Annotated in this window: 10 protein-coding genes; 3 read left to right on the forward strand and 7 right to left on the reverse strand. The window is 72.5% G+C overall.

All coding sequences use genetic code 11. From position 1 onward, the window contains the following. From AW273_RS11135 to AW273_RS11160, 6 genes are read right to left on the reverse strand one after another with little or no spacing between them, the layout of a single operon-like run. The gene (locus AW273_RS11135) at positions 1–885 is read right to left on the reverse strand and encodes an acyl-CoA dehydrogenase family protein (RefSeq protein ID WP_062347917.1); all 885 of its coding nucleotides are present in this window, start codon (positions 883–885) and stop codon (positions 1–3) included. Beyond that, entirely contained in the window at positions 882–2018 is a 1137-nt protein-coding gene (locus AW273_RS11140; RefSeq protein WP_062347920.1) for an acyl-CoA dehydrogenase family protein, read from the reverse strand. Before AW273_RS11140 ends, AW273_RS11135 begins: the two co-directional genes overlap by 4 nt. Beyond that, complete coding sequence (locus tag AW273_RS11145; protein WP_062347922.1) at positions 2015–2809, reverse strand: alpha/beta fold hydrolase; 795 nt, start codon at positions 2807–2809, stop codon at positions 2015–2017. Before AW273_RS11145 ends, AW273_RS11140 begins: the two co-directional genes overlap by 4 nt. Next, complete coding sequence (locus AW273_RS11150; protein WP_062347924.1) at positions 2809–6123, reverse strand: non-ribosomal peptide synthetase; 3315 nt, start codon at positions 6121–6123, stop codon at positions 2809–2811. Before AW273_RS11150 ends, AW273_RS11145 begins: the two co-directional genes overlap by 1 nt. After that, entirely contained in the window at positions 6120–6296 is a 177-nt protein-coding gene (locus tag AW273_RS11155) for an MbtH family protein (protein WP_030453438.1), read from the reverse strand. Before AW273_RS11155 ends, AW273_RS11150 begins: the two co-directional genes overlap by 4 nt. 5 nt (positions 6297–6301) lie before the next feature. Further along, complete coding sequence (locus AW273_RS11160) at positions 6302–9238, reverse strand: non-ribosomal peptide synthetase (RefSeq protein WP_198168110.1); 2937 nt, start codon at positions 9236–9238, stop codon at positions 6302–6304. Positions 9239–9879: 641 nt separating this feature from the next. On the opposite strand from AW273_RS11160, the gene AW273_RS11165 reads away from it, so the two are divergent. From AW273_RS11165 to AW273_RS11175, 3 genes are read left to right on the forward strand one after another with little or no spacing between them, the layout of a single operon-like run. Beyond that, positions 9880–11046 carry an argininosuccinate synthase domain-containing protein gene (locus AW273_RS11165; RefSeq protein WP_062347928.1) on the forward strand — a complete coding sequence of 389 codons (1167 nt, stop codon included), beginning with the start codon at positions 9880–9882 and terminating at the stop codon, positions 11044–11046. Further along, positions 11039–12022, forward strand: coding sequence for an aldo/keto reductase (locus tag AW273_RS11170; protein ID WP_062347930.1), 984 nt, complete (start codon positions 11039–11041; stop codon positions 12020–12022). The genes AW273_RS11165 and AW273_RS11170 overlap by 8 nt, the downstream gene beginning before the upstream one ends. Then, positions 12019–12747 carry a sulfotransferase-like domain-containing protein gene (locus tag AW273_RS11175; protein ID WP_062347932.1) on the forward strand — a complete coding sequence of 243 codons (729 nt, stop codon included), beginning with the start codon at positions 12019–12021 and terminating at the stop codon, positions 12745–12747. Before AW273_RS11170 ends, AW273_RS11175 begins: the two co-directional genes overlap by 4 nt. On the opposite strand, the gene AW273_RS11180 is transcribed toward AW273_RS11175, so the two are convergent. After that, a complete protein-coding gene (locus AW273_RS11180; RefSeq protein WP_083949669.1) occupies positions 12728–13306 on the reverse strand; it encodes a GNAT family N-acetyltransferase in 579 nt (192 codons plus the stop codon). The genes AW273_RS11175 and AW273_RS11180 overlap by 20 nt on opposite strands. Positions 13307–13365: the final 59 nt, after the last annotated feature.

Consider the following 13365-nt stretch of genomic DNA (forward strand, 5'->3'; position numbering starts at 1 on the left):
TCACTCCTGCGGCTGCGGGAGCCGGACCGACTCGGCCGCCGCCCTCCGGTAGTAGAGCTGCGCGTCGTCGTCGGACCGCATGCCCGCCGCACCGTGGATCTGCATGGTCTGGACGGTGACCGTGCGGGCCAGGTCGGCGGCCTCGGCGAGGGTGGCCGCCGCGTGCGCGGCGGCGTCGCGGTCGTGGACGAGCAGGCGGGCCGCGTCGACGCGCATCGACATCTCGGCGAGCCGGAAGGACAACGCCTGGTTGGCGCCGATGGCGCGGCCGAACTGGCGGCGCGTCTTCGCGTAGCCGACGGCGTGGTCGATCGCCGCCTGGGCCAGGCCCACGAGATAGGCCGCCTGGCGCACCCGCGCGGGCGCCCAGTCGACGGGGCCGGCCCAGGTCGTCACGGGCGTGTCCGTGAAGTCGACCCGGTGGAGCTCGCCCCGGCCGGTCTCCTCGTGCCGCCGCGTCGTGATGGACGGATGGCCGGCCCGGACGAGCGCCGACCGGTCCCCGCCGACGACGGCGAAGTGCTCGACCTCGTCCGCGAACCCGACGAAGTCGCACCGGGCGGTGATCGTCTCGTCCTGGCCGGAGTACGACCCCGCCGCGAGCGCCACCGGCGCGTGGCCGAGATCGGCGTCGGGGAACAGTTCGCGCGCGGTCAGGGTGTCGAGGAGCGGGCCCTGGTAGAGGACCGATCCGAGGAGCTCGGCCAGGCCGGCCGCGTCGCCGTCGTCGAGGGCGCCGAGGCCGGTCAGGCCCTCCCACACCATCGCGCGGGTCTCGCGGCGGTCGTCGTCGGTGTCCCCGCCCTCGCCGCGCGGGCGGTCGGCCATCCGCCGGACCAGCGGGGCCAGGTCTCCTTCGAAGAACTCGGCGATCGTGGTGGTCATGACGGCAACCCCAGTTTCGATGTGGCGACGAAATAGAGCATGATCTCCGAGGAGCCCTGGGCCAGCGTGAGGCCGGGCGCCTCCCGGAACGCGGCGTCGAAGACGCCGTCGGCGATCGCGTCGGGGTCGCGCGCGTCGAGCAGCGCCCGCGGTCCGAGCAGCTCGACCGCGGCCACCGACACCTCCTTGGCCGTCTCGGACGTGTACCACTTGGCGGTCGCCGAGTGGATCTCGTCGGGCTTGCCCTCGTGCAGGTTGGCGATGCACCGCCAGGCCAGCAGCCGGGCCGCGCGCACCCGGGTCTCCAGGCGCGCCAGGCGTTCCCCACTCCCCGGCGGCGCGTGCTCGCGCAGCGCGGCCAGCGTGCGTTCGGCCTTGGCGGAGTGGTCGAGCCCGGTGCGCTCGAACGGCAGCACCCGGTTCAGCACCTGCCAGCCGTCGTCGACCTCGCCGAGCACGTCCTCGCGGCCGATCCGGATCCCGTCGAGCGTGATCAGGTCGAAGCGCTCCTCCGACAGGTTCCACACCGGCTCGATCACGGTGCCCAGGGTGTGCAGCGGGACCAGGAACAGCGTGATCCCGGCGTAGTCGACCGGGCCGGTCGAGGTGCGGGCCGCGCACAACGCGAAGTCGCTGTGCTGCGCCTTCATGTTGTAGATCTTCCGGCCCGTCAGGCGGTGGCCGTCGCCGTCGGGCTCGGCGCGGGTGGCGAGCGAGCCCAGGTCGGATCCGACGTCGGGCTCGCTGAACAGCACGTTGGCCGTGGTCTCGCCGCGCGCCAGGCCCGGCAGGTAGCGCTCCTTCTGCTCGTCGGTGCCCATCAGGTTGATGGCGTTGCCGACGATGTCGACGCCCAGGGAGTGCACGTTCTCGGGCACGCCGTGGCGGATCATCTCCTCGGTGACGATCGCCTTCTCGACGATCGTGGCCCCCGAGCCGCCGTACCGTTCCGGCCAGTTGATCGCGAGCCAGCCGAGCTTGCCCAGCCGCCGGTGGACGTCGAGCAGCCCGCTCTCCTCCCCGTACGGCGTCCGCCGCGACTGGGCGATCTCGGCGCGCACAACGTCCTCGCACAGCAGCGCGCAGACCTTCTCCCGGAAGCCCTCCTGTTCGGGCGTGAAGACCGGCGTCATCGCACACTCACCTCGCTGAACCTCTCGCGCATCACGGCGGCGAGCGCCTCGGCGCGCGCCGCCTGGAGCATGGTGTAGTGGTCGCCCGCCACCACCTGGACGTCGTCGGCGTAGGGCCGCCACCGGTCGAGCTTGGCCGGTTCGCAATCCTCGGCGCAGAGCAGGACCACCCGGCCCTCCACCCGCGTGGGGCGGAAGGCCAGGAGCCCGCGGACGTTCGCCGCGAACACGGGGAACCGCCGGGCCCGTTCGGCCTCGTCGAGTTCCGCGCCCATCGCGGCGAGGTCGGCGTCGAACCACGCGGCCAGCTCGTCGTCGCCGGGCCTCGACGGCTCGTCGGCGACGCCGGTGTCGAGCAGGAACGTCAGGGCGGCGCCGCCGTCGAGGCGGGCCATCTCCAGCGCCACCGCCCCGCCGACCGACCAGCCGCCCAGATACAGCGGCCCGTAGGGCCGGACCGCGCGGACCTCGGCCAGGTAGACGGCCGCCAGTTCGGCCAGCCCCCGGTCGCCGGGCACGCCGTCGTGCAGTCCCGGGTCCTCCAGGGCGTACACCGGCCGGTCGCGGCCCAGGATCGCGGCCAGCGCGACGTAGGGGGCGACCGAGCCGCCGGCGGCGTGCACCAGGAACAGCGGCGGCTCCTCCAGGCCCATGCCGCCGAGCGGGACCAGCGGGGACTCCGGCGGCCGGCCGGGATCCGGGAGGCACTCCTCCCGCCTGCGGCGCAGCTCCATGCGCAGCACCGCCTGCCGTTTCTCCTCCAGGCGTTTCTCCTCCAGGGTGGCGTCCATCAGCTCTGCTCTTTCAGCAGCCGGTCGAGTTCCTCCTCGGACAGGTCGGCGACCTGCGCCTCCAGCTTCGCCACCTCGTCGTCGCCGAGCAGCGCGCGCTGCGCGTCGTCGACCTGGGCGGAGAACTGGCTGAGCAGCGGGTAGCTGAACAGCCGCCGGGGGTCGAGGGTCACCTGGAAGGCGTCGCGCACCCGGGAGATCATCTGGGTGACCTGCAGCGAGTTGCCGCCCAGGACGAAGAAGTTGTCCTGCGCGCCGACGGTGCCGGGCTCCAGGCTCAGCAGGCCGGTCCAGATCTCGGCGATGCGGCGCTCGGTGTCGGTGGTCAGCTCGACCTTGCCCGCGCCGCCGTCGGGGCGGGGGTCGGGCAGCTTCCGGTGGTCGACCTTCCCCGCCGGGGTCAGCGGGAGCTGGTCGAGGTGGACGTAGTCGGTCGGCACCATGTGCATGGGCAGCCGCCCGGCCAGGTGTTCGCGCAGGGCCTCGTGGTCGACGTCGCCGACCACGTAGGCGGCCAGCCACGCCGAGGGCGTGCCCTGGTCGCGCACGGTCACGACGCACTGCCGGACGCCCTCGAAGCCCTCGACGGCGTGCTCGATCTCGCCGAGCTCCACGCGCAGGCCGCGCAGCTTCACCTGGCGGTCGGCCCGGCCGAGGAACTCCAACTGGCCGTCGGCGTTCCAGCGGGCCAGGTCGCCGGTGGCGTACATGCGCTCGCCGGGCCCGGTGGCGAAGGGGTCGGGCCGGAACCTCTCGGCGGTCTGGTCGGGCCGCCCGAGGTAGCCCACGGCCAGCCCCGCGCCCGCCATGTAGAGCTCGCCGGGCACGCCGACCGGCACCGGGCGCAGGCCCTTGTCCAGGACGTAGGCACGCTGGTTGTCCATCGCCCGGCCGATGGGCGGGGCGCCCTCGATCGGCTCCGGCGGGCACAGGTAGTCGACGCACGTGACCGTGACCTCGGTCGGGCCGTAGCCGTTGTGGAACTCGCGGCCCGGCCTGCTCCACTTGTTGACCAGCTCGGGCCCGAAGGGCTCCATGCCGATGAAGCAGACCCGCAGGTCGTCGAGGCCGGCCGGGTCGAGCAGCCCGAGCACCGCGGGCGGGATGTCCACCATCGTGACCCGTTCGCGGGCGAGCAGGTCCTGCAGCGAATCGGGGTCGAGCAGCTCGGCGCGGGGCGCGCCGACGATGGTGCCGCCGGCGGTGAGCGTCGAGAAGACGTCCGAGACGCTCACGTCGAAGGCGGGGTTGGAGAACTGGAGGATGCGGTCGTCGGGCGTGACCTGGAACATGCGCCGGAAGGCGGTGCAGAAGTTGACCACCGCGCGGTGGGGCACCATGACGCCCTTGGGGGTGCCGGTCGAGCCCGAGGTGTAGATGACGTAGGCGGTGTCCTCCTGGGACACGGCCACCGAGGGCGGCGTGCCGGGCCGGCCGTCGAGCGCGTCGCTGTCCAGCAGGACGCGGGCCACCTCGGAGGGCACCCGGTCGGCGAGGCCGGAGGTCGTCACGACCACCGGCACCTCGGCGTCGCCGAGCTGGTAGGCCAGCCGGTCGGGCGGGTACTGCGGGTCGAGCGGCAACCACGCGCCGCCCGCCTTCAGCACGCCGAGTTCGGCGGCCGGCAGGTCGAAGCCGCGCTCCACGAGCACCCCGACCACGGTCCCGGGCGTCACCTTGAACTCCTCGACGAGCGCGTGCGCCAGGCGGCTGGACCGCTCGTCGAGCCGCGCGTACGTCAGGTCCTCGCCCGCGAACCGCATGGCGACCGCGTCGGGGGCCTCGGCCACGCGGGCCGCGAACAGCTCGTGCAGCAGGCGCCCGTCGTGCTCGCGCGGCTCGGGGTTCCACGCGGTGAGGACCCGCAGGTACTCGTCGTTGGACATGATGTCGAGCTCGTCGATCCGGGCGGCCGGCCGTGACAGCGCGTCGGCCATGACCGTCGTGAAGTGCTCGACGAGGGCCTCGACCCGCTCGTGGTCGAACAGCTCGGAGGAGTACTCGATCCACACGCCCAGCCCGCCGTCGGGCAGGTCGTTGATCTGGAACGTGAGGTCGAAGCGGGTCGTCTCGGGCTGCGGGGTGAGCATCTCGACGTCCAGGCCCTGGAACTCCCAGCGGGCGATCATCGGCTCGGGCAGCAGCGTGAACAGGTGCGCGACCAGCGGGTTGCGGCCCGGCACCCGCTCCGGGCTCAGCTCCTCGATCATCCGGCCGAACGGCATGTCCTGGCGGGCCATCGCGTCGAGGACGGTGTCGTTGGTGGTGTGCACCAGGTCGCGGAAGACCGGGTTGCCCGCCAGGTTCCCGCGGACGGCGACCGTGTTGGCGAAGAACCCCATCATGGGCTCGGTCTCCGAGCGGGTGCGGCCGGAGAAGACCGAGCCGAGCGCGATGTCGTCCTGGCCGGTGTAGCGGTTGATCACGATCTGGTAGCCGGCCATCGTCAGGGCGAGCAGGGAGACGTTCTCGGCCTGGGCCAGGTCGCGGATGCCGCGCGCGAGGTCGTCGGGCAGCCGGCCCTCGTAGATGCGGCCGGCCCCGGTCGGCGCCGAGGGGCGCTCCCGGTCGCCGCGCCACTCCAGCGGCTCCATCCCGTCGAGCGCCGTGCGCCAGGACTCGATCTGCTTGGCCGGTTCCTCGCTGAGCAGCCAGAGCCGCTGCCAGGCGGCGAAGTCGGCGGGGTGCAGGGTCAGCTCGGGGAACCGCGCGCCGCCCGGGTCGGCGTAGCGCGCGGACAACTCCTCGGCGAACTGGCGCGACGACCATCCGTCGATGACGATGTGGTGCCAGACGATGGACAACACGTGGTCGTCGGGGCCCAGGCGCAGCACGCCGAACCGGTAGGGCGGGTGGTTGCGCAGGTCGAACTCCTCGCGCACCTGGCCGTCGATCCAGTCCTGGATCCCGGCCTCGGCGCCGTCGGTCACCGGCAGGTCCCACGTCTCGGGCGGCGGGTCGACGGTCTGGAACGGCACGCCGTGCTCGTCGCCGAACCGGGTGCGCAGGCTCTCGTGGCGGGTCACGATCCCGCGCAGGGCCTCGGAGAGGGCGTGCACGTCGAGCGGCCCGCGCAGCCGCATCGCGAACGGGACGTTGTAGACGGGGGCGCCGGCCACCATCTGGTGCAGGAACCACAGGAACCGCTGCTGCTCGGCGATGGCCATCTTGCCGGTGCGCGGAACGGGGACGATCTTCTCCCGCTCGGCCTTCTCGGCCACCCGCTGGCGGACCTTCCGCTCCAGCAGGGCCCGCTTGATGTCGCCGACGTTGCGCTCTTCGGGGGTGGACATGATCTCCTTCTCCTCCTTCACCGTCGGACGCTCAACGGGCGCAGATCCGTCCACACGCTCGCGATGTGCGCCAGGCACTCGTCCTTGCCGCCTTCGAAGCCGGCCTCGCGCCAGCCGTTCGGGATCTCGCGGCCGGCCGGCCATATCGAGTACTGCTCCTCGTGGTTGATCACCACGGCGAACTGCTCTTCCATTGCGCCTACCTTTCTTGAGGGACGAAGGCGGAGGTGTCGGACAACGAGCTGAGATAGCGGTCGAGCGCCCCGAGGGCGTCGGTCTCCGGGCGGGCGAGCGCCGCCCCGTGGCGGTCGAACCGCCGGATGTCGAAGTGGCGGGAGCCGTCGGTGAACATCTCGTCGAACTCGGCCGGCGCGGCGTCGCGGCCGCCGTCCGGGGGCGGCAGCAGCAGGCGGAGCCCGGCGAGCCTCCCGTCGGGCTCGGCGATCGCCTCCAGGCGGTCGCGGAACTCCGCGTAGCCGACCCGGTCGAGGCCGCACCGCGCGGCCAGCGCGTCGAAGGCGTCGGCGAAGCGCAGCCCGGTCGGCCACAACACGTGCATCGCGCCGTCGGGCACGTCGAGGTCGGCGGTCGCGGCGCGGGCCAGGAACCGGGCGACCACGTCGACCGGGGTGACGTCGGTGGCGGCCCCGGTCGGGAACACGCACCGGGTGCGGGCGCAGGCGTACAGCAGGTTGTGGGCCAGCGAGTCGGGGTTGGCCACGCCGGTCTCGCGGTGCGGCCAGACCTCGCCGAGGCGGTAGACCACCGAGGCGACGCCCTGGCGATGCGCGTCGGCGACGAGGCTCTCGGCGACGTACTTCGACCGGTTGTAGCCGTCGGCGGCGACCTCGTCGGGCGCCGGGATCCGGTCTTCGGTGATGGGCGGGCCGGTCCGCCCGGCGGGGGCGAAGATGCTCAGGGTGGACAGCAGGTGCAGGCGGGCGCCGCCCGTGGCGAGCTTGATGAGCTCCTGTACGCCCAGCACGTTGGCCGGCCGGTGGTCGAGGTAGCCCGACAGGAAGTTGACCGCGCCGGCGGCGTTGACGATGCCCGACACCGTCGAGGCGAGGGCGTCGAAGCGCCGCCGCGGCAGCCCGAGCAGTTCCCCGGCCAGGTCGCCGGGGACCACCTCGACGCGTCCGCCCTCGATCGCCATGGGGAGCTGCCGCCAGGCGGAGGTCAGGCCGTAGTGGTCGAGGGTCTCGGTCAGCCGCCGGGCGCCGTCGGCCGGGTCGGCGCACCGGACCAGGCAGATCACCTCGGCGGTGGAGCGGGTCAGCAGCTCGGCGAGGACGTGCGCCCCGATGAACCCGGTCGCGCCGGTCAGCAGCAGCGTGCGGGGCGGGCGCCAGGCGAGGTCCTGCCGGACGTAGGCCAGTTCGGCGCTCTCGTCGTCCACGCCGCCCGCCAGCCGCGCCGCCTGGCCGCGCACGGTCGGCTCGGCGAGCAGGTCGCGGGGCCGGACCGGCCGGCCGAGGCGTTCGCCGACGGCGGTGACGACCCGGTAGGCCAGCAGCGAGGTGCCCCCGTAGTCGGAGAAGGGCACGACCACCGAGACCCGGTCGCGGTCGAGCACCTCGCGCCACGCTGAGCAGACCAGTTCCTCCATCGGGCCGTCCGGGGGCTCCACGTGCTCCTCCGCGCCGTCGGCGACCACGAGCGCGGCCAGCGCCTTGCGGTCGGCCTTGCCGTTGTGGTTGAGCGGGAGCTCGTCGAGCACCACGATCCGGTGTGGGACCTGCTCGGCCGGGAGCTTCGCCGCGGCGTAGCCGCGCAGTTGCTCCGCCGACGGGGTCTCGTCGGGTGAGCGCGGGGTCACGCAGCTCACCAGCGTGGCGTCGGGCGCCTCGCCGAGCACGACCGCGGCGGCGTCGCCGACGAGCGGATGGCCGGCCAGGGCCGCGGCGACGTCGCCGAGCTCCACCCGCACCCCGCCGAGCTTGACCTGCTCGTCGAGCCGGCCGGCGAAGTGGAGCCGCCCGTCGTCCCCGGCCCACGCCAGGTCGCCGGTGCGGTAGAGCGTGTGGCCGGGGATCTGCGGGAACGGGTTGGGCACAAAAGTCCGGGCGGTCCGCGCGGGGTCGTTGAGGTAGCCCGCGCCGACGCACTCGCCGCCGAGGTAGAGCTCGCCCGGGGTGTTCTCCGGGACGGGGTTCAGGTCGCCGTCGAGCAGGATCGCGGCGGTGTTGTCGATGGGGCGGCCGATCGGGATCCGGTCGGCGTCGGCGTCGGTGACGTCGTGGAACACCGACCCGATCGAGCACTCCGTCGGCCCGAAGGTGTTGGTGACCGCGAGGCCCGGCAGCAGCGCGCGCAGCCGGTGGACCACGCCGGGTCCGGCCGGCTCGCCGCCGATCAGCATGCGGCGCAGGCTCGTCGTCGCGGCGCGCAGGTCGTCGCGTTCCTCCAGCAGGGCCACGAACGCCGCCAGCACCGACGGCACGAAGTCGGTCATCGTGACGCCGTACCGGCCGATGGTCGTCGCGGTCTCCTCCAGGTCGAGGATGCCGTCGCGGTCGGGCAGCACGACCTGCCCCCCGGACGTGAGCGGCCAGAGCACCTGCCACATCGAGGAGTCGAACGTGGACCGGCTGTTCTGCAGCGTCACGTGGCCGGACCCGTCGCCGAACCGGCGCGACATCGCGGTCAGCCGGTTGACCAGGCCGCGGTGCCGGTTGAGCGCGCACTTGGGCGTGCCCGTCGAGCCGGAGGTGTAGAACCCGTAGATCAGGTCGCCGGGACCGGGCCGGCGCTCGCGCGGCACCGGTTCGGCGTCGCCCGGCCCGGCGCAGTCGACGACCACCGCGGGGACGGGTTCGCGCAGGCCGGCGAGGAGCTCCTCGGTCTCCGGGGAGACCACGACGGCGCGCGGCGACAGTTCGGTGATGATCGCGTCGAGCCGGTCGGCCGGCCAGGCCGGATCGAGCGGCACGAACGCCGCGCCGGTCTTCATGACCCCGAAGAGGGCGGCCGGGAACTCGCGTCCGTCGGCCACCAGAACGGGGGTCAGATGGTGTCTCCCCACGCCGCCGCCGATCAGCCGGCGGGCGGTCGTGTTGGCCGCCGCGTCGAGGTCGGCGTAGCTCATCGTCAGGTCGCGATAGCGCACGGCGGGGCGGTCCGGCGTGTTCTCCACCTGTTCGTGGAAAAGGTCGAGGACGGTGCTTCGCGAAGGGAACTCGCGCCGCGGGCCGAGGAATAAGCGAAGGGCGGGTTCGGCGTTTTCGTTCACGTGCGTCTGCTGATGGCGTGGCATCGTGCTTCCATGGTCAGGTCAGGCAGATCAGTCACTATTCAGATGGGCGCGAAAATGCTTTCCGGCGCGGCCGAACGCTCCTTTCAATGGAAGTTCGAGTAACCGTCAATCTCAGTGTTACAGGTTACTCCATAGTGTGCCGACAGGCCGGGGTCCGCAAGCCCGGACGTCACCGGGGGCGCGCTGCTTGCTGGTTCTACCTGCGTGAACGGTTCTTCGATCCGCATCGGGCGGGTGTGGTGCGGCGGTGGACGTCCGAGCGCCCCGGTACCCGAGCCCGCGAGGGCTAATCACAGATCCGCGTAATCCGCGCGAACTTTTCCGAGAAACGCGCGATGACCAGCGGAGAACCGTCCAAACGATCAACGGGCCGTTTGGGAGCCCGATCCATCCCGCCCCACGAGTAACATCGACCTCCTTTTGAATCATCGGCGAACAATGGCGTGCGGACTTGATTTCTATGGGTATCGTGGGCAAGGCTTGACATATCCCCCGTAATCCACCAGCGCAAGGAGGAGGTCGTGGAAACAGCCGATGGCAATCCCCGGACGGGGTTATTCCAATCAGGAGGACTGTCCTCGCTGGCCGTCGGAGTATGGCTCCGCGAGACGTCGGTCCCGGCGCGGCACTACATCGCCGACATCGGCCAGTCGGACCGCGGGGAACTGGACCTGCTGGCGTCCTCTCTGCGCGACTCCGGCGCCGAGGTCGTCACCGTGGATCTGCGCGCGCCGATGGCCGCGGTCGCGTCCGATCTGCTGCGTTACCGTGCCCGCCACGACGGCGGCTACTGGAACACCACGGGCGCGTCCCGATTCGTGCTCGTCGGCGAACTGCTGCCGAGGATGCGGGCCGACGGGTGCGAGACGTTCGTCCACGGCTGTGTCGGCGGCGGCAACGACCAGCGCCGGTTCGCGCGCTACGGCGCCCGGATCGCCCCCGAGATGTGCCGCGTCGAGCCGTGGACCGACCCCCGCGCCCTCGGCCGCTTCCCCGATCGCGCGGCCATGGTGAAGGCGGTCGCCGAGCACGGGCTGCGCCTCGACCGGGGCAGCTCCGCCGACCGGTCCACCGACGCCGGCCTCGCCGGCGCGTCCCACGAGTCGTCCGAGCTGGAAGACCTGGAGACGCCGGTCACCCGGCTCCGGCCCCGCTGGAGCGCCTGGCCCCACGAGGCCCCGGCCGAACCCGAGACCGTCACCGTCGTCGTCCGCGACGGGCGGATCGCCGACGTCGGCGGCAGCGGCCCCGACCCGGTCGAGTGGATGGCCGCGGCCAACACGATCGGCGCCCGTCACGGCGTCTGGCTCCGCGACGTGGTCGAACGGCGCATCGTCGGCACCGTCTGCCGCGGCATCTACGAGTCGCCCGGCCTGGAGCTGCTCGAACGCGCCTGGACCCGCGTCCTGCAGGCCGGCCTCGACGCGGCGGGCCGCGAACTCTACGACCGGCTGTCCGCCGTCCTCGGCGCGGCGATGTACGAGGGACGCTGGCTCGAACCCGCCGCGCGAGCCGCCCGCGAGGCGGTCGACCGGCTCGTCGGCGACCTCGGCGGCAGCGTGACCCTGTCCGTGCACCGGGGCGTGGTCCGGCCCGAGGGCATGAAGGTGGCGAGCCACGTCGTGCGGCAGACCCGGTTCGGGTCGGGCGGCAACCGCTGGAGCGGGGAAGGAGGCGGCGATGCGTGAGCGCCGGTTCGGCAGGCTCGGCTGGACGGTCGGCGAGGTCGGCTACGGCATGTGGGGCATCGCCGGAGGCGAGGGCGGCTGGACCGGCGCCGACGACGCGAGCGGCGACGCCGCGCTCGACGAGGCCGTGGGGCTGGGCTGCGACTACTTCGACACCGCCTGGATCTACGGGCGCGGCGAGAGTGAGCGCATGCTCGGCCGGCTGGTGAAACGGCACCCCGGCCGCCGCCTCCGGGTCGCCACCAAGCCCCCGCCCAAGGACCTCGCGTGGCCGTCGACCCGCGACTCCAAGCTGGCCGACGTCTACCCGCCCGACCACCTCTGGGACTACCTGCACCGCAGCCTCGAAGGGCTGGGCGTCCCCTCGGTCGACCTGTTCCAGTTCCACGTCTGGGAGGACTCCTGGGCGCACGACCCGACCTGGCAGGACACCGTCACCGAGATGCGCGAACGCGGCCTGATCGAGGGCGTCGGCATCAGCGTCAACCGCTGGGAGCCCTGGAACGTGCTGGAGACGCTGCGGACCGGGCTGATCGACGCCGTCCAGGTCATCTACAACGTCTTCGACCAGGCTCCGGAGGACGAGCTGTTCCCGGCCTGCCGCGAGCTCGACGTCGCGGTGGTCGCCCGGGTGCCCTTCGACGAGGGCACGCTCACCGGCACGCTGACCCACGACACCCGCTGGCCCGAGGGCGACTGGCGCAACACCTACTTCGTGCCCGAGAACCTCGGGCCGAGCGTCGACCGCGCCGAACGCCTCAAGCGCGTCCTGCCCGAGGGCATGACGCTGCCCGAGCTCGCCCTGCGCTTCATCCTGCGCAACCCCGACGTCTCCACCGTCATCCCCGGCATGCGCAAGCCCGCCCACGTCCAGGCCAACCTCGCCGTCAGCGACGCGGAACCGCTGAGCGAGTCGCTGATGGCGGAGCTGCGGACCCACCGGTGGGACCGCCGTCCGACGGAGTGGTCGCAGTGACCGCCGCGGCCAGGCCGATCATCCTGTGGGCGGTGCCGCGGTCGCGGTCGACGGCGTTCCTGCGCGTCATGATGGAGCGCGGCGACCTGGAGGTGGCCCACGAGCCGTTCTCCTACCTCCAGGAGGACGGGCGGTTCGACTTCGCGGGCCGGTCCGTCACCTCGCCGGTCGAGCTGCTCGACGTGATGCTGGAGGTGAGCGCCTCCGGGCGGCGGGTGTTCGCCAAGGACACCTCCGACTACACGTACACGCCGCTGTTCGAGGACGAGCGCCTGTTCACCGACGTCGTCCACACGTTCATGATCAGGGAGCCGGAGAGCGCCATCGCCTCCCACTACGCCGTGAACCCCGAGGCGACGCTCGACGAGTACGGCTTCGAGTACCTGCACGCCATCTTCGAGGCCGTGCGCTCGGCCACCGGCGAGACCCCGCTGGTGATCGACGGCGACGACCTGGTGGCGCGGCCGGAGGAGACGGTCCGGGCCTACTGCGCGCACGTCGGGCTGGACTTCCGGCCCGAGGCGATGCGCTGGGACCCGGGCGAGCAGACGAGCTGGCGGCGCACCAACCGGTGGCACGCGGAGGTGGCCGGGAGCAGCGGGCTGGTGGACAGGGCGCCCGCGCGGCGCGAGACGCCCGAGACCAACGCCCACCTGCGCCGCGTCGCCGACCACCACCGGCCCTTCTACGAGGCGCTCGCCCGGGCTAGACCTTCCGCCGCATGACCGGCCGGTCGGCGCGGGGCCGGGCCACCTCCGAGAACCCGGCGTCGAGGAAGGCGCTGGCGATGCCCGTCATCGCCGTGTCGGCCCCGGCGCGTTTCCCCTCGCGGGGTTCGACCGGGTAGCCCTCGGCGGTGGCGTAGCCCGCCGCCGACGCCCAGTCGCAGACCGCCTCCAGAATCCCCGGCAACAATCCGGAGCCACGATGCCTCTTCCCGACGTACACGCACGCGATCGCGCAGACCCCCTCATCCGACTCCCCGTCGTCGGCGTTCGCGAGGATCGGCGAGCGCTCCAGCCGGGGGAACGACGAACGCGGGCCGAGGGAGCACCACGCGACCGGCGTCTCCTCGTCGTAGACGACGAGGCCGGGCGCCGGTTCGCGACCGGCGAGGCGCTTCATGGCCTTCTTGTTGCCCTCGCCCTTCCCTTCCGTCCACTCCTTGATGGACAACCGCCAGTGCATGCACCAGCACCCTCGGGCGCCTCCGTTGGCTCCGAGGACCGACTCGAAGTCGCCCCAGGTCTCCTTGGACAGCTCTCTGACGGTCAGGGGACTCATCGCGCCACCTCCAGATAACCGATTTAAAGCTGATTACAGGTTACTCCAACAGAAGCGGG

It is taken from the genome of Herbidospora yilanensis, from assembly GCF_001570565.1.
Taxonomy (GTDB): Bacteria; Actinomycetota; Actinomycetes; order Streptosporangiales; family Streptosporangiaceae; genus Herbidospora; species Herbidospora yilanensis.

Excerpts from the sequence above, each read along its gene's own strand:
- AW273_RS11135 (WP_062347917.1), bottom strand. The coding sequence starts at position 885 with ATGACCACCACGATCGCCGAGTTCTTCGAAGGAGACCTGGCCCCGCTG.
- AW273_RS11140 (WP_062347920.1), bottom strand. The coding sequence starts at position 2,018 with ATGACGCCGGTCTTCACGCCCGAACAGGAGGGCTTCCGGGAGAAGGTC.
- AW273_RS11145 (WP_062347922.1), bottom strand. The coding sequence starts at position 2,809 with ATGGACGCCACCCTGGAGGAGAAACGCCTGGAGGAGAAACGGCAGGCG.
- AW273_RS11155 (WP_030453438.1), bottom strand. The coding sequence starts at position 6,296 with ATGGAAGAGCAGTTCGCCGTGGTGATCAACCACGAGGAGCAGTACTCG.
- AW273_RS11170 (WP_062347930.1), top strand. The coding sequence starts at position 11,039 with ATGCGTGAGCGCCGGTTCGGCAGGCTCGGCTGGACGGTCGGCGAGGTC.
- AW273_RS11180 (WP_083949669.1), bottom strand. The coding sequence starts at position 13,306 with ATGAGTCCCCTGACCGTCAGAGAGCTGTCCAAGGAGACCTGGGGCGAC.